At 74.6% G+C, this 18,354-nt stretch carries 14 protein-coding genes; 3 read left to right on the top strand and 11 right to left on the bottom strand.

The window, feature by feature from the left end:
• Window positions 1–19: 19 nt before the first annotated feature.
• The 4 genes from JK356_RS06520 to JK356_RS06505 all read right to left on the bottom strand — a co-directional run bounded on the left by JK356_RS06520 (window position 20) and on the right by JK356_RS06505 (window position 3,898).
• Window positions 20–769, bottom strand: a complete 750-nt coding sequence (locus tag JK356_RS06520; RefSeq protein WP_201866584.1) for an AIM24 family protein — start codon at window positions 767–769, stop codon at window positions 20–22.
• 14 nt (window positions 770–783) lie between these two features.
• Window positions 784–1,470 carry an AIM24 family protein gene (locus tag JK356_RS06515; protein WP_201866583.1) on the bottom strand — a complete coding sequence of 229 codons (687 nt, stop codon included), beginning with the start codon at window positions 1,468–1,470 and terminating at the stop codon, window positions 784–786.
• Between the two features lie 12 nt (window positions 1,471–1,482).
• A complete protein-coding gene (locus JK356_RS06510; RefSeq protein ID WP_201866582.1) occupies window positions 1,483–3,174 on the bottom strand; it encodes a TerD family protein in 1,692 nt (563 codons plus the stop codon).
• Window positions 3,175–3,283: 109 nt separating this feature from the next.
• Window positions 3,284–3,898 carry a M48 family metallopeptidase gene (locus JK356_RS06505; protein ID WP_201866581.1) on the bottom strand — a complete coding sequence of 205 codons (615 nt, stop codon included), beginning with the start codon at window positions 3,896–3,898 and terminating at the stop codon, window positions 3,284–3,286.
• 152 nt (window positions 3,899–4,050) lie between these two features.
• On the opposite strand from JK356_RS06505, the gene JK356_RS06500 reads away from it, so the two are divergent.
• The gene (locus JK356_RS06500) at window positions 4,051–5,154 is read left to right on the top strand and encodes a TOMM precursor leader peptide-binding protein (RefSeq protein ID WP_201866580.1); all 1,104 of its coding nucleotides are present in this window, start codon (window positions 4,051–4,053) and stop codon (window positions 5,152–5,154) included.
• A 46-nt stretch (window positions 5,155–5,200) separates the two neighbouring features.
• On the top strand, window positions 5,201–6,562 hold the full coding sequence (locus tag JK356_RS06495; RefSeq protein ID WP_201866579.1) for an AarF/ABC1/UbiB kinase family protein: 1,362 nt from the start codon (window positions 5,201–5,203) through the stop codon (window positions 6,560–6,562).
• 88 nt (window positions 6,563–6,650) lie between these two features.
• On the opposite strand, the gene JK356_RS22515 is transcribed toward JK356_RS06495, so the two are convergent.
• The 4 genes from JK356_RS22515 to JK356_RS06475 all read right to left on the bottom strand — a co-directional run bounded on the left by JK356_RS22515 (window position 6,651) and on the right by JK356_RS06475 (window position 10,235).
• A complete protein-coding gene (locus JK356_RS22515) occupies window positions 6,651–6,842 on the bottom strand; it encodes a hypothetical protein (RefSeq protein ID WP_374100617.1) in 192 nt (63 codons plus the stop codon).
• A gap of 146 nt (window positions 6,843–6,988) precedes the next feature.
• Entirely contained in the window at window positions 6,989–7,360 is a 372-nt protein-coding gene (locus tag JK356_RS06485) for a WhiB family transcriptional regulator (RefSeq protein WP_201866577.1), read from the bottom strand.
• A gap of 86 nt (window positions 7,361–7,446) precedes the next feature.
• A complete protein-coding gene (locus JK356_RS06480) occupies window positions 7,447–7,791 on the bottom strand; it encodes a hypothetical protein (protein ID WP_201866576.1) in 345 nt (114 codons plus the stop codon).
• A 191-nt stretch (window positions 7,792–7,982) separates the two neighbouring features.
• Entirely contained in the window at window positions 7,983–10,235 is a 2,253-nt protein-coding gene (locus JK356_RS06475; protein WP_201866575.1) for an ATP-dependent DNA helicase UvrD2, read from the bottom strand.
• A gap of 213 nt (window positions 10,236–10,448) precedes the next feature.
• Here JK356_RS06475 and JK356_RS06470 point away from each other — a divergent pair, with 213 nt between their 5' ends.
• Window positions 10,449–10,703 carry a mycoredoxin gene (locus JK356_RS06470; protein WP_236670853.1) on the top strand — a complete coding sequence of 85 codons (255 nt, stop codon included), beginning with the start codon at window positions 10,449–10,451 and terminating at the stop codon, window positions 10,701–10,703.
• 28 nt (window positions 10,704–10,731) lie between these two features.
• Here JK356_RS06470 and nudC read toward each other — a convergent pair whose 3' ends face one another.
• From nudC to JK356_RS06455, 3 genes are read right to left on the bottom strand one after another with little or no spacing between them, the layout of a single operon-like run.
• Window positions 10,732–11,667 carry an NAD(+) diphosphatase gene (gene nudC / locus JK356_RS06465; protein WP_201866574.1) on the bottom strand — a complete coding sequence of 312 codons (936 nt, stop codon included), beginning with the start codon at window positions 11,665–11,667 and terminating at the stop codon, window positions 10,732–10,734.
• 10 nt (window positions 11,668–11,677) lie between these two features.
• A complete protein-coding gene (locus tag JK356_RS06460; RefSeq protein ID WP_201866573.1) occupies window positions 11,678–14,989 on the bottom strand; it encodes an ATP-dependent DNA helicase in 3,312 nt (1,103 codons plus the stop codon).
• Between the two features lie 35 nt (window positions 14,990–15,024).
• Entirely contained in the window at window positions 15,025–18,339 is a 3,315-nt protein-coding gene (locus tag JK356_RS06455) for an ATP-dependent DNA helicase (protein ID WP_201866572.1), read from the bottom strand.
• Between the last annotated feature and the right edge of the window lie 15 nt (window positions 18,340–18,354).

Genomic DNA, 18,354 nt, shown 5'->3' with positions numbered 1-18,354 from the left:
AGGCGGGCGCGGCGGCTCGTCAGCCCCAGGCGCCGCGCTGGTTCAGGCCGGGCGTGCCCTCCTGCTGGCGGAACTGGCCCATCAGGCCCGACTGCGGCCCGGTCTGCGGCGGCAGCAGCTCGCTCGGCTGCACGACGACGTAGCCGTCGCCCATGAAGTTGAGCTCCCAGCCCTCGCCGGTGTTCCCGCGGCGCCGCCACAGCGAGTGCGAGGCGGTCTGCGCCTGCATCTGCACCCGCAGCCCCGTCGACCACGCCACCACGGCGTCGGCGTCGGCGCTGCAGAAACGGTCCTGGGTGACCTGCATCGCCAGCGGCGGGCCGGAGGTGGTGATGGCGACCTTGCCCTGGCCGGAGATGACCAGGTTGTAGGCGCCGACGCCCGGGATGCCGTACTGGCTCTCGACGGAGATCACTTCCCAGTGCAGGTGGGCGTCGAGGGCGAGCACATAGGAGCTGTCCACGGTCAGCCCCTCGTGGTCGACCTCCATGACGTGGATGTGCTGCGCCAGGTTGGCCAGGTAGACCACGCCCTGGCCGGAGCAGCGCATCAGCGGGAGCACTTCGCCCGTGGCGAACTGCTGGCTGCGCTGTCCCTGCGACTGGTACTCGCCGTCGAAGTCGATGAGCCCTTCGTACGCCACCATGGACCCGGTCCGGGCGACGACGTCCTCGCCGTCCGAGAGGTCCACCCGCAGCATCTGCGGCGTCTGGAGCACGTACCGCTCCTGTGACTGGGTGACGGTGTTGTTGAAGATCGAACTCTGCATGGCGTTCTCCCCCGTCAGTTCTGCTGGCCGCTGAGCCGGTCGGTGCTGTCCTCGCTGGGCTGCACGATGACGTAGCCCTGGCCGGAGAAGGCCAGCTGGTACGCCTCGCCGCTGCCCCGGCCGACGAGAGAGGACGCCTTGAAGCTGCGCTTGCCCTTCATCTCCAGGCCGGTGGACCACGCGACGAGGGCGTCGGGGTCCACGTAGATCTCGCCTCCGGTCTGGCCGCAGTCCACCACCAGGGGACGGCCCCGGCTGGTGATGGCGACCCAGCCGTGTCCGGACAGGCCGATGTTGAACAGCCCCTGGCCGGCGAACTTGGCGACGCCCTTGACGCGCTGCACGCCGAACTGGAGGTGCGCGTCGAAGGCGAGCACGTTGCTGGCGTTCACCGACAGGTTGTCACCCTGGAGCGGCAGGCAGACGACGTTAGCGCCGTAGTCGGCGAGGTAGAGGACGCCGTCGCCGTGGGCCCGCATCAGCGGGACCCGCTCACCGGTCACCCAGCCGGCGGCGGCCTGGCGCAGTCCCGGAGGATTGGCCTCGTACTGGATGTAGCCCTCGTAGGCGACCATCGAGCCGGCCCGCGCGTACAGGTCCTGGCCGGTCTGCATGGCGACCTTGGCCATGGCCGAACCGTGGTTCTCCATCCTCACCGTCGGGGCGGTCGCGGCATTGCCCGCAATCATGTGCTGGTCCATCACGGGCTCCCGTCAGATCTCGTAGGGCTGGACGATGGCGAAGTTCCCCGGTGCGCCGCGGAACTGGAGCTGGGTGGTCTCCCCGGTGTGGCCGGGGTACGCGTGGCGGCGCAGCCGCACCTGGTTGGAGACCAGGACCTGGGCCCCGGCGGACCAGGCCACGACGGCGTTGGCGTCGGCGAACGTCGTGGGCGTGACCGGCAGTACGACGGGGGCGCCCCTGGTGGTGAGCACCAGAGTGCCGTGGCCGCGGAACTCCATGGTGAACAGCGAGCCGCCCGGCAGGCCGTGTCCGTCGATCCGGCGGACCTCGTGCTCCAGACTCTCGTCGAAGGCCAGGACCCGCTGCGAGGCGACGCACAGGGCGTCGCCCTGGAGCTCGACCGTGTGCAGGAGCGAGGCCTCTTCAGCGAAGTAGATCTGGCCCCGGCCGGTGCAGCGCATCAGGGAGCCGAAGCCCTGGCCGGTCATGCCCGCGGTCAGGCGGCGCTTGAGCCCCTGGCCCTTGTGGCTGAACTCGACGTCGCCCTGGTAGAGCACCATGCTTCCCAGGCGCGCCATGACCGGCTGGCCGTCCAGGGCTATGTCGGCGCGGACGAGCTGCGGATTCGGCTGGCTCCAGCGGCGCTGCTCCACCCCGGCCCGGAACTGGTTGAGGACGTCCTGGATGGTGCCGGCCGCGGGCGCGGGGGCGCCGGCCTGCGGGTACGGCTGCGGGGGCGGCGCCTGGCCGCCGGGAGCCTGCGGCTGCGGCGGGGCGGGAGGGGGCGGGGTGGGACCGAAACCCTGCGGCTGCTGCGGGTACGGCTGCTGCCCGGGCGGGGCGGCCGGAGGCGGGTAACCTCCGGGGGCCTGCGGTATCGGGGCCGGCATGGTCGGCGCCATGCTGGGGTTCTGGAACTGCCCCGGCGCAGGCGCGGGGGCCGGGGCGCCGGGGGCAGGCGCCGCGGCCGGAGGTGCGGCAGGGGCGGGAGCCGGGGCCGGCCCGGGCGCGGGAGGCGCCGCCGCCGGAGGTGCCGCGGGGGCCGGGGCCGGCGCGGGCTCAGGCGCTGGCGCGGGAGCCGGGGCCGGCGCGGGCGCGCCGCCGCCCGCCGGCGGAGCGAAGCCTGGGGCAGCGCCACCCGGCGGGGCGAAGCCCGGGGCACCGCCGGCCGGCTGCTGCTGCGGCTGGTCGTCCTCCGCGACCTCGCCGCCGAAGTGCCGCAGCAGCGCCTCGAGTCCGCCGTCGAAGCCCTGGCCCACGGCGGCGAACCGCCACACGTCCTTGCGGTAGAGGTCCGCCAGCATCACGGCCCGCTCCGACGTGAAGGCGGAGCCGTCGAACGAGTAGCGCACGACCTCCTCGCCGCCGGCGACGAGCCGGATGTATCCGGGCGCCACCTGCGACATCGTGCCCGCACCGTCGATCGTCGCGGTGAAGGCGAGCCGCGTGATGCGCGCGGGCACCCGGTCCAGCGTCACCCGGAACGACTCGGTGTCACCCGCCTGCGGACCGAGCAGCTGCAACGCTTCCTCAGGCGACTTGGTCTGGTTGTAGAAGATGAAGTAGCGGTCGTCCGAGAGGCGCTCCTCGGCGTCGAGGCCGAAGCAGCTGATGTCGAAGGTCAGTCCCGGCCCAGAGATCTGGACCCCTACGTACAGATCGGTGCCCAGCGTCAGATCGCTGAGCTTGGCCTTCTGGCCACGCTGAAACTGGGTCACCATGCGTAACGCCATCCCCCGTCGCTCATCGAACTCGAATGACTTCCCTTGTTCTGGCAGTACTCGAGGGATCAGCGTAGTCCGTACGGGTGACAACAGTCCCGAGGCGGGGTCAGTCCCCGCGCGTCGCCCGGGGGACGTACGGCAGGCGCTCGGCGGCGGCGACGCCCTCCAGGTAGCCCCGGGCACGCTCGGTGCGCGGATAGCTGTCCAGCAGCCGCCAGAAACCCGGCCCGTGCCCGGGCACGAGCAGGTGGGCCAGCTCGTGGAGCAGCACGTAGTCGATGACGTACTCCGGCATGCCCTGGAGGCGGTGCGACAGGCGGATGCTCCCCAGCGCCGGGGTGCACGACCCCCACCTGGCGTTCTGGTTGGTGACCCAGCGCACGCTGTCGGGCCGCGCACGCCCTTGGAGGTACCGGTCCGAGAGCTCGCACGCGCGGCGGGCCAGCTCCTCGTCGTCTATCATCCGGCGGTCCTCCTGGGCCGCCAGCTTCTCCAGCATCACCGACACCCAGCGCTGCTCCTCGGCGGCGCTCATGCGGGCGGGGATCATCACGATCGTGCGATCGCCCTCGCGGTAAGCGGAGACCGTGCGCTTGCGGCGGGAGCTGCGCCGCACCTCGACCGGCCCGTGGTCACGGGACGGCGTGGTGCCCAGGGCCGCCTCGCCCGCCGAGGACGTACGCTGCGGCGGGCCGATGCTGTTCAGCGGATCGGCGGGCACACTGTGACGTTACCCGCTGGCGGCCGGAAATGTCCTTCTCCGGTCAAGCGGGAGAGGGAATCACGCCAGCCCACACGCTATTTTTATGACTTTTCGGCGCCGTTGTGGATAACTCTGAGCAACAGCATGGTGACCCGTCCCATGATGTCGCCATGCACCCGATCATCAAGCCCATGCTGCGCCGGAGCTGGCGCGACAGGCACACGGTGCGGTACGGGGTGACGCCCTCGCACTCGGTGCTCTTCGGCCCGCTGGACGGCGCCACCGAGACCTTCCTGACCCTGCTCGACGGCACCCGCGGCATGCCCGCGCTGCGCGAGGCGGCCGTGCGGCTGGGCCTGGATGGGGACACGGCCGAACAGATCGCCGACCGCCTCACCGCAGCGGGCGTCCTGGAGGACGCGACGGCCGACCGCCAGGCGGCGGCCCAGGTGACCGACGGGCTGCGGCCCGACCTGGCGTCGCTGTCACTGCTGGATCCGGAGCCGGGCGGCGGCCTGCGGCGGCTGCTGGCGCGGCGCGGCGCGCGGGTGCAGGTCAGGGGCGCGGGCAGGGTCGGGGCGACGCTAGCGGCGACGCTCGCGCGGGCCGGCGTCGGCACGGTGGAGGTGGTCGACGGCGGCCGGGTCGAGCCGCCGGACACCGCGCCGGGCGGGGTGCGGCCCGAGCAGGCCGGGGAGCGGCGAAGCGAGGCAGCCCGGCGGGTGGTGCGCGAGTCGGTGCCGTGGCGGCGGGGGCCGGGCCCCGTCCGGGACCGGCGCCGGGGCGGCCCTCAGCTGGTGATCTACGCGCCGCGCGAGGGCACGTCGGCCTACGTTCTCGACCCCGGTCTGTCCGAGGGGGCGCAGCGGGCGGGTACGGCGCATCTGTTCGCGGGCGTGGTGGAGGCGACGGGCTTTTACGGCCCGCTGGTCCGCCCAGGGGTCACCGGCTGCGCCGGATGCCTGCTGCGGGCGCGGGCGCAGCGGGAGCCGGGATGGCCGCTGCTGGTCTCGCAGTGGCGGAACGGCCGCCTGCCCGGGGTGCCCGCCTGTGACACGGCGCTGGCGACGGCCGTGGCAGGGCTGGCGGCGGCGGAGGCGCTGCGGTTCCTGGACGGCGTCGCGCCGCCGGGCCCCAGCGTGCGCACGGAAGTGATCCTGCCCGAGCTGTCCGTGCGGCGGCATACGATCGAGCCGCACGCGGACTGCTCCTGCGGGGCGGCCCGCCAGGCCCCGGTCGCCGAGGCTGTCGCTGGGCCGGGCGCGAGCGGGTAAATCCCGTGGTGTGGGCTCGGGGACCTGATGGGAGTTGGAGGACGGCATGTCGGACCTACCCCGCAAGGCGGTCACCAGGACGGCCAAGCTCGCCACGCTGCCGCTGAGCTTCGCCGGCCGCGCCACCTGGGGCCTGGGCAAGCGCATAGGCGGCCGGTCCGCGGAGCGTGTGGGCAGCGAGCTCCAGCAGCGCACGGCGCAGCAGCTGTTCTCCGTGCTGGGGGAGCTCAAGGGCGGCGCGATGAAGCTGGGCCAGGCGCTGTCCGTCTTCGAATCGGCGCTGCCGGAGTCCGTCGCCGCCCCGTACCGCGCGGCGCTGACGAAGCTTCAGGACGCGGCGCCGCCCATGCCGGCGGCGAGCGTGCGGGCCGTGCTCGCGGAGCGCATGGGCGAGGACTGGCGGGAGCGGTTCGAGGAGTTCGACGAGCAGCCGGCCTCGGCGGCCTCCATCGGGCAGGTACACCGCGCGGTGTGGCACGACGGGCGCGAGGTGGCCGTCAAGATCCAGTACCCGGGTGCCGGAGAGGCGCTGCTGTCGGACCTGACGCAGCTGGGCCGGTTCGCCAGGCTGCTGGGGCCACTGGTGCCGGGCATGGATATCAAGCCGCTGATCGCGGAGCTGCGGGAGCGGCTGTCCGAGGAGCTGGACTACCGGCTCGAGGCCCAGGCACAGCGGAGGTACGCCGAGGAATTCAGCGGTGACCCGGGCATCCAGGTGCCCCGGGTGGTGTGGCACGGGGAGACGCTGCTCGTCAGCGAGTGGCTGGACGGCGTGCCGCTGTCCCGGGTGATCAGCCACGGTTCCCCGGAGGAGCGGGACCGGGCCGGGCAGCTGCTGGCGCGGTTCCTCTTCACCGGCACCGCACGCACGGGCCTGCTGCACGCCGACACCCACCCGGGCAACTTCCGGCTGGTGCCGCCGGAGCCCGGCGCGCCGGTGGATTCCTGGCGCCTGGGCGTGATGGACTTCGGCGCCGTGAACCGGCTGCCGGACGGCCTGCCGCCGGCGATCGGCAGGGCGCTGCGGATGACGCTGGACGGGAAAGCCGAGGAGGTGTACGCGGAGCTGTGCGCCGAGGGCTTCGTCAAGCCGGCCCTCGAGCTGGATCCCGAGGCGGTGCTGGACTATCTGCTGCCGATCATCGAGCCCGCGCAGGTGCCGGAGTTCACGTTCAGCCGTGAGTGGCTGCGGCGGCAGGCCGGGCGCATCGCCGACCCGCGTTCGCAGGCGCACCAGCTCGGGCGGCAGCTGAACCTCCCGCCCTCGTACCTGCTCATCCACCGGGTGACGCTGAGCACGATCGGGGTGCTCTGCCAGCTGGGGGCGCGGGTGCGGCTGCGGGAAGAACTGGTCGCTGGCCTCCCCGGATTCCGCGTCGGGGTGGACCGCAGCGGCGCCCCGGCCTGAGCGGCCGCGGTGCGGCGGGCGGCTCAGGGCCGGGGCCCCGGAGAAGCAGGCCGGTGCGCCGGGCCGGCGCTGCGTTACTACTTGCGCGTTACTGCATGAGCGCCCGGGCCATGGCCCGGCGGGCCCGGTGCGAGGCCCGCTCGGCGCGGCGGTGCAGCCGCTGCGAGCGGCGCCTGAGGCGCTGGGCGAGTGCCAGCTGCCTGGCGATCCGTTGGGATTCCGCTTCCCTGGTGAGGTCGGCCATATGGGAGCGGGCCAGAGCTTCGGGCATGAGATGCATGTGCCTGGTCCTGTTCTGGTGGGGCCCTGGCCAGACCGCCGCCTGCGCGGTGCGGGCGGCGGTACTGCGGGCGGTTTCGTCGGAAGTCATCTGAGGGTCCTGGGCAGGGCCGTGCGGAGCCGGCCGTCCGATGGTGCCGGGGATGTTCATGCCGTCACCGCGTTCTTGCGGGGGCGGCCACGGGGCCGCTTCCTGGGCACGACAACCCCCTGGACGAACAGCTCGCCACCCCAGACGCCCCAGGGCTCGCGGCGGTCCTTCGCACCGGCCAGGCAGGCGTCGCGCAGCGGGCAGGTGCGGCACAGCGACTTGGCGTACTCGACGTCCTCGGGGGACTCGGCGAAGAACACCTCGGGGTCGCCGGTGCGGCAGGGCACGTCGTCGTCGAGGCGGTCGATCGCCTCATCCAGCTCGTTCAGCGTGAACAGCGAAGTCACGGAAGTCTCCGGATCGGGTGGTGAGTTCAGGTCGGGGCGGGCGGTGTGCGGCGCGAGTGGCACGGTCAGTCCTCGGGTCATTCGGTTGTGGTCGAGGGAAAACAGAAGGGCCGCGGATCCCGGTGTGGGTTCCGCGGCCCTGGAAGGTGCCGACCTGATCTCGCCGATCAGGCTGGATCACTCCAGGGTTGAAGGCCGCGGAGGGCCCACATGGCGTGAAGCTGCGTCTTCTGCTGTCCGAGCGTCTGGGAGGTACCGGCACCGGGAGCCGCGAAGGCGGTCTCCGCGTCGATACGAGCCGCCGCTACCGCGGAGAAGGCAACCGGACGCGCGGAGGCGGCGGCCTCGCGAGCCTCTTCACGGGCGGCCGGGCGCACTGCGGCCACGGCATTGACTGCCGCCGCATTAGCCGCCACCACACGAGGCGCGGCGGTGCCGATAATGCGGACGCCACCAGGCAGGCAGGAGGCAGCGGCGGCACGACGCGGCAGTGCGTTGATGATGCTGGCCATCGTGTCTCGCTCCCTTCTGCGCATCTCGGGCGGTGGCGAACCGACCCGGCGGACGGTGCAGTTCAGTACAGCACGGCCCGGTCAGGAAGGAAACCCTTCCTGGGCCGTGTAGGGAACGCTATGCGGATGCCCGCACGGCGCGCAAACCATTTTTTGAGCTGGGGTTTTCGCGGCATCGCCCCCTGGCGGCGTCAGGCGGGCGGGCCGGCCTCCTCCCCCTCCGGCTGCTGGGCCTGGTCCGGCTCCGCGGCGGGCTCGCCGGCGCACAGCCGCAGGACCTCGGGGCCGAACTGGCGGAGCTTGTGCGGTCCGACACCGGGGATGCGGGCGAGGTCGCGCTCGCTGCCGGGGACGTCCTCGGCGATCGCCATCAGCGTGACATCCGTGAACACCGCGTAGGCGGGCCGGCCCAGCTCCCGGGCACGCTCCAGGCGCCACTCGCGCAGCCGCTCGTACAGGCCCTCGTCCATGCGGGAGGGGCAGTCCTCGCAGCGGCGCAGCTTGACCTCGGCGGCCTCCGTCAGGGTCCTGCCGCACACCCGGCAGCTGACGGGGCCGCGGGGCCTGCGCACCCGCTGCGCGCCGCGCTCCACGACGCCGCGCCCGGCGCCGCCCCTGCCGCTCGCCGGTCCCGACCCGGGCCGCAGCCCGTCGAGGAAGCGGCTGGGGCGCCTGCTGGCCCGGCCGCCAGGCGAGCGGGCCACCGCCCAGGACAGGTGCAGGTACTTCCTGGCCCGGGTGACGCCCACGTACAGCAGGCGCCGCTCCTCCTCGATCTGCTCGGCGGTCCTCGCGTGCGTGATCGGCAGCATCCCGTCGGTGAGGCCGACGAGGAACACGGCGTCCCACTCCAGGCCCTTGGCGGTGTGCAGCGACGCGAGGGTGACGCCCTCGACCGTCGGGGCGTGCTGGGCCGCCGCCCGCTCGTCCAGCTCGGCAACGAACGCGGCGAGCGTGGCGTCCGGCCGGGCCCGCTGGAAGTCCTCGGCCAGCCGCACCAGGGAGCGCAGCGACTCCCAGCGCTCCCGCGCCGCACCGGAGCCCGCCGGGGGCTCGGGCGTCCAGCCGGTGCTGCCGAGGACGGCCCCGACCTGCCCGGCCAGGCCGTCGGCGTCGGCGACCGCCGGGTCGTTCTCCCCCGCGCGGGCGGCACCGCGCAGCGCCAGCCCCGCCTGCTGGATCTCGGGACGCTCGAAGAAGCGCTCAGCGCCCTTGAGCTGGTAGGGCACGCCGGCGTCGGCCAGGGCCTGCTCGTAGATCTCCGACTGGGCGTTGACCCGGAACAGCACGGCGATCTCGCTGGCGGGAACGCCCTGGCCGCCCTCGTGCGCCGGGGCCATCAGCTCCCGGATGCGGCGGGCCGTCGCCTCCGCCTCGGCGGGCTCGTCGGCGTACTCCGCGAAGACGGGCTCAGGACCCGGCGGGCGCTGCGAGACCAGCTCCAGCCGGTGCTCGGCTGCGCGGCCCTTCGCCTGGGCGAGCAGCCCGTTCGCCAGGTGTACCACCTGCGGCGTGGAACGGTAGTCCCGCACCAGCCTGATCACCGTGGCGTGCGGGTGCCGCAGGCGGAAGTCGAGCAGGTGGTCGGAGGTGGCGCCGGTGAAGGAGTAGATCGTCTGGCTGGCGTCGCCGACGACGCACAGGCTGTCCCGGTCGCCCAGCCACAGCTGGAGCAGCCGCTGCTGGAGCGGGCTGACGTCCTGGTACTCGTCCACCACGAAGTGCTGGTACTGGCGCCGCACCGTGTCGGCGATGTCCGGGCGGTCCTGCAGGATGCCCACCGTCAGCAGCAGGACGTCCTCGAAGTCGATGACGCCGCGGTCCTGCTTCAGCTGCTCGTAGGTGGCGTACACGCGCGCCGTCTCGGCGGGGTCGCGGGGCGGCTCCTTGCCCGCCTTGACCAGGGCCGCGGGGTAGTCGTCCGGGGTCGTCTGCGTCGTCTTCGCCCACTCGATCTCGCCCGTGACGTCCCGCAGCTCCGGGCGGTCCAGGCGCAGGCGGCAGCGCGCCGCCGCCTCCGCGACCAGGGACACCTTGCGCTCCAGCAGGCGCGGCGGCTCCCCGCCCACCGCCTGCGGCCAGAAGTACTGGAGCTGCCGCAGGGCGGCGGCGTGGAACGTGCGCGCCTGCACGCCGCCCGCGCCCAGCTGCCGCAGCCTGCCGCGCATCTCCCCCGCGGCCCGCTGCGTGAACGTGACCGCCAGCACCGTCGGCGGCTTGTAGAACCCGGCTCTGACGCCGTAGGCGATCCGGTGGGTGATCGCCCTCGTCTTGCCGGTCCCGGCGCCGGCGAGCACGCACACCGGGCCGTCGAGCGTGGTCGCCACGGCCCGCTGCTCCGGGTCGAGGCCGTCGAGCACGGCCTCGGCCGGGGCGGCCGGGTCGGCCGGGTCGGCGGGGTCAGGGGCGCCTGGAGTGAAGAGCGGGGCTGTCACGTCCGCCATGCTGCCAGTTCGGCGTGAGGGGCTGGAGTGGTTGTCCACAGCCAGGCGGGATTATTCGTACCGCACGCGGCGTTGCGACAGACGCGTGCTGTAGTTGAACGCTGAAGCGACGAAGAGCGGACGAGCGAGTCGGCTGACCAGGCGGTCGTCCGCCGGGCGGCCGCCGGACGACCGCCGACAACGAGTGAAACCGAGTGAAGGAGCGCCGAGGCCATGGCCAGCGTGACGATGTACACGACGACGTGGTGCGGCTACTGCCGTCGGCTCAAGAGCCAGCTCGACCGTGAGGGCATCGCCTACACGGAGATCGACATCGAGCGCGACCCTGAGGCCGCGGCCGTGGTGGAGCGGGTCAACAACGGCAACCAGACCGTACCGACGCTGGTCGTGGTGCCGGACAGCGGCTCCGGCGAGGTCACGATGACCAACCCGTCGGTGGCCGAGGTCAAGAAGGCACTCGCCGCCTGACCGCCGCGCAGTCTTCCCCCGCCCGGCGTCACGTCAGCGGCTTTCCGTACCACATCTCGATGAGGCGGGAGGCTATGGAGACGCCGGTCGGGGGGAGAACCTCACCCGACTCCAGGGCGGCGCGGAGGTCGTCGCGCGAGAACCAGCGCGCCTCGTCGATCTCCTCCCCGTCCACGCGCACCTCGGTGGACGTCGCCTGCGCCATGAACCCCAGCATCAGGCTGGACGGGAACGGCCACGGCTGGCTGGCGACGTACTGCACCTGCCCGACCGTGACGCCCGCCTCCTCGGCGACCTCGCGTATGACCGCCTGCTCGACCGACTCCCCCGGCTCGACGAAGCCCGCGAGCGTGGAGTACCGGCCCTTGGGCCAGTGCAGCTGGCGCCCGAGCAGCGCGCGGTCCTCGTCGTCGGTGACGAGCATGATCACGGCCGGGTCCGTCCGCGGGTAGTGCTCGGCGCCGCAGGCCGGGCAGCGCCTGATGTGCCCCGACGCCGCGATGACCGTCCGCTCGCCGCAGCGGGAGCAGAAGCGGTGCATCCGCTGCCAGTTCTCCAGGGCGACGGCGTGCACCAGCAGCTCGTTGTCCCGGTCCGACAGCAGCGCGGCCGCCTCCCGCAGCCCGGCGGGGCGGGCCGCGTCGTCCATGCGCCCCGGCAGCGCGTCCTTCTGGAGCGCGAAGTAGCGCACGCCCTCCTCGTCCGTGCCGAGGAAGTACCGGTGCGCCTCGGTCAGCGGGGCGTCGAACGAGGGCATCATCACCAGCTCGGTCCGGCCGTCTTCGGACTCCTCGATCAGCGCCTGGCCGCCGGAGACCACGAAGACCCTGGTCGTCGGGTGACTCCACGCGGCGGCCAGCCACGCCTCGTCGAGGCGGTGGCTGGTGCCTCTGTCGATGCCGCCGGTGCTCGTCAGCGCGATGGGAGGCCGGACAGCGCCGTCCTGGGCCGGGGTCGTACACATGCCTACGAGCCTAACCGGGAACGTTCGGCTCCCACCCGTCGTCCCCCAGCAGCAGCCGCTCCAGCACGGCGCGGCCAGGCAGCACCGGCGGCCTGACCACCTCACCGCTGCGCACGTACAGGAACGCCGCCGACACGGCCGACAGGGGCAGGCCGTGCCGCTCGGCCCACGCCAGCCGGTAGATGGCCAGCTGCAGCGGGTCGGCGTCCTGGCGGCGGCCCGTCTTCCAGTCGATGATCTCGTAGGTGTCGCTCGACGGCCCGGCCGGCCCCGGTGTGCGGTAGACGGCGTCGATGCGGCCCCGGACGATCCGCCCCGCCAGTTCCAGCTGGAACGGCACCTCGATGCGGTACGGCGTGCGGCTGGCGTAGGGAGTGCGCGCGAACGCCTCCTTCAGGGCGGCCAGCTCCCGCTCGTCCCTGATCTCGGCATCCTCCTCCGGATCGCCGCCGGGCAGCTCGTCCGGGCCGAGCATCGGCAGCGCGAGGGCCTCGAACCGCGACTCGACCCAGGCGTGGAAGCGGGTGCCGCGCCGCGCCGCGGGCTGCGGGGGCCGGGGCATGGGGCGGGCCAGCTCGCGCGCGAACTCCTCCGGGTCCGCCGCGAGCCGCTGCACCTGGGAAGCGGTCAGGGAGGCGGGCAGCGGCACCTCGCGCACCGCCTGCCGGGAGCGCCGCAGCTCCGCCGCCAGCGCGGGCAGGTCGCGGTCCCACGAGGCGACCAGCCGCCGCTCCTCGGGCGTCAGCCCGGCGTCGTCGCCGTCGCCGCCGTCCCCGTCGCCGGAATCCCCCACGTCGTCCCCGGCGCCGTCCCCGTCCTTTGCCGTCCCGGCGCGCAGCCAGGCCAGCACCTGGTCCGCCGCCTCGCGGCGGCGGGCCAGCGCGGCGGCGTCGAGCGGCATCGGCCACTCCGCCTCGGCCACCGGGCGGCCGAGCGCCGGGTTCTCCTCGCCCTCGGCGGGCGGGCCGGCCCACGCCTCGACCTCGCCGTGGTCCGGCCCGGCCTCGCAGTGCCGCCGCATCGCCTCGAGGAAGGGCGAGGGGCCGCGCGGCTTCTTCTGGCTCGGCCCCCACCAGTGGCCGGAGCCGAGCAGCAGCGAGCGGGCCCGCGTGAACGCGACGTAGCCCAGCCGCAGCTCCTCCAGCGCCAGGTGCTCGGCCACGTCCCGCGTGTACTGCCGGTGCGCGGCCGAGGTCCACTCCCTGATCTCAGGCAGCGTGCCGGCGTCGCCGCGCAGCGGGTGCGGCAGCGCCCTGGCGTGCCGCAGCCAGGAGTCGCGCGAGGACCGGGCGGGGAAGCCGTCCGCGCACAGGCCGGGCAGCGCCACGACGTCCCACTCCAGGCCCTTGGCCTTGTGCACCGTGAGCACCTTCACGGCGTTGGAGCCGCCGGGCAGCGAGGCGTCCAGTCCCCGGTCGTACTGGTCGGCGGCCCGCAGGAAGGCGAGGAACGCGGGCAGCGTCGGCTCCCCGTCCAGCGCCGCCCCGCCGCGCCCGGTGGCGAACCCGGCCGCCACGTCCAGGAACGCCCCGAGCGTCTCCCGCCGCCGGGCGGCCAGGGCCTGCGGCGAGGCCGACAGCTCAACCTCCAGGCCGGTGACGGCGAGCACCCGGTGCAGCACGTCCATCAGCGGGTCGCCCAGCGAGCGGCGCAGCTCCCGGATCTCGGCCGCCAGGTGCGCGAACCGCACCCGGGCCTCGGCGGAGAACTCCAGCCCGTCGTCGGGCTCCTGGGCGCCGCCGAGGAACGTGTCGAGCGCGTCGGCCAGCGACGTCACCTCGGCCGGGTCGGTCCCCTCGACGGCCTCCGCCAGCCGGTCCCGCCCGGCCGCGGCGTCGTCCTCGCCGCGCGCCTGCCGCACCAGCAGCCGGGCGCGGCGGCCAAGCAGCGCCAGGTCCCGCGGCCCGATCCGCCACCGCGGCCCGGTCAGCAGCCGCACCAGCGCGGCGTTCGCCGTGGGGTCGGCGAGCACCTGGCAGACGGCGACGAGGTCGGCGACCTCCGGCATGTGCAGCAGCCCGGACAGGCCGACCACCTCCACCGGCACGTCCCGCGCGACCAGCTCCCGCTGGATCGCGGGGAAGTCGCCCGCCGTGCGGCACAGCACGGCGATCTCGCCGGGCGGGGTGCCGGTGCGCACCAGATGCGCCACCGAGTCGGCCAGCCACGCCAGCTCCTCGGCGTGGGTGCGCAGCAGGGCGCACCGGACACGGCCGTCCAGCTCGGCGCCGGGCGCCGGGCGCAGCGGCACGACGGCGGGGTGGCGCTCGCGCAGCGGCGCGGCCAGCTCGTTGGCCAGGGCCAGCAGCCGCCCGCCGCTGCGGCGGTTCTCGCTCAGGCTCAGGCGGGGCGTGCCGCCGTCCCGGGCCGGGAAGTGGGCAGGGAAGTCGTCCAGGTTGGCGACCGAGGCGCCGCGCCAGCCGTAGATCGCCTGGCAGGGGTCGCCGACGGCGGTGACCGGGTGACCCGTCCCGCCGCCGAACAGGCTCGACAGCAGGACCCGCTGGGCGACCGAGGTGTCCTGGTACTCGTCCAGCAGCACGACGCCGAACTGCTCGCGCAGCGCCCGCCCGACCTCCGGCACCTCGCGCGCCAGCCGCGCCGCCTGCGCGATCTGGTCGCCGAAGTCCAGCAGGTCGCGGGCGCGCTTGCGGGCACGGAACTCCTCGACGAGGCCGAGCAGCTGGCCGCGGCCCCGGGCCGCCTCGGGTATCTGCCGCAGCGCCTCGTTGGTCAGCTCGGCGGACTCCAGCTCGGCCAGCAGGCGGGCGTCGAAGTCCCGCAGCTGGCCGGGCTCGACCAGGTGCTCCGACATCTCGCTGTCCAGGGCGACCAGGTCGGCGACGAGGGAGCTGAAGCCGCTGGAGGGCGGGTCGAAGTCGGCGGGGGCGGCGCGCAGCACCTCGGCGGCGAGCTGGTACCGCCCGGCGTCGGCGAGCAGCCGCGACGCGGGCTCGATGCCCAGGCGCAGCCCGTGCTCGGTGAGGAGCCGCCCGGCGAACGCGTGGTACGTGGAGATCTGCGGCTCGCCGTCCTCCGGGGAGACGATCCGGGCACGCAGCAGGGCGGCGCGCACGCGCTCGGCCAGCTCGCCCGCCGCCTTGTTGGTGAACGTCAGGCCCAGCACCCGCTCGGGGGCGACCTGGCCGGTGCCCGTGAGCCACACCACGCGGGCCGCCATGACCGTCGTTTTGCCCGAGCCGGCGCCCGCCACGATGGCCTGGGGCGCCATGGGCGCGGTGATGCAGGCCAGCTGCTCGGCGGTGAACGGGATGCCGAGCAGCTCGACGAGGTCCTCGGGTTTGGTGAGGCGGGCGGACACGACAGTGACACTAACGCCCGGGGCCGACAGCCCGGCTACTCGATGACGTGCCTGCCCTCGGGCCTTGCGGAGCACGAGCTGCGGAAGACACAGGTGCCGCACTGGCGGCCGGGCGTGGGCACGAAGCGCTCGTCGAGCACCCGGCCGGCCGCCGTGGCGAGCAGCTCGCTGACCCAGTCACCGCTGTCACTGCCGTCGCTGCTGTCATGGTGGTCCCCGGGCAGCGGCGGCTGCCGCTGCACGGCGGGCAGCGCGTCGCCGCCGTCGCGCCGCGCCGCCCCCTGCCGCAGGTGCACCAGCTCCGCGCCGCCGACCCGCGCGTCGCTCTCCCGCAGCGCAAGCTGGTAGACGGCCAGCTGCGGGTGGCGCTCCACCTCGGCGCGGCTGGGCCGCGTCCGCCCGGTCTTGAAGTCCACGACGTAGTACCGGCCCTCGGCGTCCCGTTCCACCCGGTCCACCACACCGCGCACCCGCACCTGGTGCGCCCCCGCCGGCAGCGTCACGTCGAACTCCTGCTCGCTCGCGACCGGCTCGCGGCCCGACTGCCGTTGCAGCACGTGCCAGCGCAGGAAGCGTTCGAGGGCGGCGCGTGCCTCGGCCTGCTCCTTGCGGGACTGCCACGGCGCCTCGAACGCCAGCGCGTCCCAGACCGTCTCCAGCCGTTCCATCAGCACCGACAGGTCGGCGGGCGTGGTGCCGGAGGCGACCTCGTCGGCGAGCACGTGCAGGACGTTGCCGAAGCCCTGCGCCGTGCTGGCGGGTGTGTCGGCGTGCACCTCGCGGCCGAGGAACCACTCCAGCGAGCAGGCGCTGGCGAGCTGCCCCAGGGCGCTGCCGGAGAGCGCGACGGGCCGCTCAGGGTCGCGCACGGGCCGCGGCGCGCGGGTCTGCTCCCGCAGCCCCCACCAGCGCTCGGGGTGCGCGGCGGGCGCAAGCGGGTAGCCGTCGTCGTCCCGGAGCGCGGCCAGGCGCCCCAGGCGGCGGGCGGCGGCCCGGCGCAGCGCGGGTGAGGCGGCGGGATCGACGGTGGTGGCGCGCAGCTCGGCGATGAGCGCGGACAGCGCGAGCGGCCGGCGGGGCCTGCCGGTCACCTCGCGCGGGGTGACGCCCAGCTCCGACAGGAACCGGGACGGCTGCTCGCCGTCGTCCTCGCCGCTGACGGCGGTGACCACGAGCCGCTCACGGGCGCGGGTCGCGGCGACGTAGAACAGCCGCCGCTCCTCGGCCAGCAGCGCGGCGGGGCTCAGCGGCTCGGCGAGGCCGTCGCGGCCGATGCGGTCCGCCTCCAGCAGCGAGCCGCGCCGCCGCAGGTCGGGCCAGACCCCCTCCTGCACCCCGGCGATCACGACCAGCCGCCACTCCAGGCCCTTGGCACGGTGCGCGGTCATCAGGCGCACGGCGTCGGGGCGGACGGCCCGGCCGGTGAGGGTGTCGGCCGCGATGTCGTGGGCCTCCAGCTCACTCAGGAAGTTAAGCGCGCCACGCCCGCCGGTGCGCTCCTCGGCGCGGGCGGCGGTGGCGAACAGCGCGCAGACGGCGTCCAGGTCGCGGTCGGCGTTGCGCCCGGCGGGGCCGCCGCGCCGCGCGGCGCGCTCCAGGCGCGCGGGCCACGGCGTGCCGTCCCACAGCAGCCACAGCGCCTCCTCGGCGGTGCCGCCGCCCGCCAGCAGCTCGCGGGCCTTCCGCAGCAGCAGGCCGAGGCGCTGGGCGTCGCCCGCGTAGGACGGGTCGTGGGTGACCAGGCGCTCCGGCTCGGCCAGCGCCCGCGCCAGCAGTTCGCCGGAGGGACGCGGCACGGCGACGCCCGCGGCGCGTTCCTCGGTGCGCAGGGCCCGGCCCAGGCGCCGCAGGTCGGCGGCGTCCATGCCGCCGAGCGGCGAGGTGAGCAGGGATACGGCCGTCTCGGGGCTGAGGCGGTCGCCCGGCTCGGCCACGGCACGGAGCGCGGTCAGCAGCGGGGCCACGGCGGGTTCGTGGCGCAGCGGCAGGTCGTCGCCGTCCACGTCGACGGGGACCCCGGCGGAGGCCAGGGCACGGCGCACGCCGGGCAGGGAGCGGGCGCCCGCCCGCACCAGCACGGCCATGTCGCGCCAGGCGACCCCGTCCTCCAGGTGGGCGCGGCGCAGCAGGTCGGCGACGCCTTCCAGCTCGGCGCCGTGAGTGGGGAAGGTGTACACCTCGACGCCGCCCTGGCCGGGGTCGTGCTCCCCGCCGGTTGCGCCGGTCCCGTCAGGCGCGGCGGGGGTCAGGGCGCGGTGGCGGCGCACGGCGTCGGCGGGGAGCCGGGCCAGCGGCATGCGCTCGGCCAGCCGCCGGGTGGCGGCCAGCAGCGCGGGCGTGGAGCGCCGGTTGACGGTGAGCACGGCCACGGGCGCGGGCTCACCGGACGCGGTGGGGAAGGCGTGGGGGAAGCCGAGTATCCCGCCGACGTCCGAGCCCCGGAAGGCGTAGATGGACTGGTCGGGGTCGCCGAAGACCACCAGGTCGCGCCCGCCGGAGGCCAGCGCCTTCAGCAGCGCGACCTGCGAGGGATCGGTGTCCTGGTACTCGTCGACGAAGACCGCGTCGTAGCGGGCGCGCAGCGCGGCGGCGACGTCCGGGCGGTCGGCCAGGCGCACGGCGCGGCGCAGCAGCTCGGTGTAGTCGATGACCCCCTGCGCCTGCGTGACGTCGAGGTACTCGGCGAGGAACCGGGCCGCGGCCTCCCAGTCCGGCCGCCCGGTGCGGCGTGCGAACCCGGCGAGTGTGCCCGGCCCGAGCCCGATCTCGCGGGCGCGGGCGAGCACGGCGCGCAGCTCGTCGGCGAACCCGCGCGTGGTCAGGCAGGCCCGCAGCTCCGCGGGCCAGGTCATGCCGCGGCCCTCGGCGGCCAGCTCCTGGTGCCCGGCGAGGAGTTCCCGCAGGTAGAGGTCCTGCTCCGGCCCGGACAGCAGGCGCAGCGGCTCGGCGAAGGCGTCCCGGTCCTGGTGGGCGCGGACGAACGCGTAGGCGAATGAGTGGAACGTGCTGGCCTGCGGCGCGCGTCCTCCCAGGCGCGCGGTCATCCGGTCACGCAGTTCGGCCGCGGCCTTCCGGCTGAAGGTCAGCACGAGCAGACGTTCGGGGTCCGCGCCACGCTCCACCCGGCGGGCCACGGCCTCGACGAGGGTGGTCGTCTTGCCGGTGCCGGGGCCCGCGAGGACGAGCAGCGGCCCGCCGGGGTGCTCAACCACGGCGCGCTGGCTGGCGTCCACCGCAGGGACACGTGCGGCGGCGGCCGGCGTGCGGACCAGTCGGTACGCTCCCGGGGCGGGCGGCTGGCTGGTGGACGGGACAGACGGTGTGGACGGGACGGAGAGGCTCACGTGCATCGCGGATTCTGTGGC

The organism is Streptomyces sp. 7-21, from assembly GCF_016741785.1.
In the GTDB taxonomy this organism is placed as follows: domain Bacteria; phylum Actinomycetota; class Actinomycetes; order Streptomycetales; family Streptomycetaceae; genus Streptomyces.
Note: the sequence above shows the minus strand (reverse complement) of the source record. Positions and strands in the feature narration are given on the sequence as shown.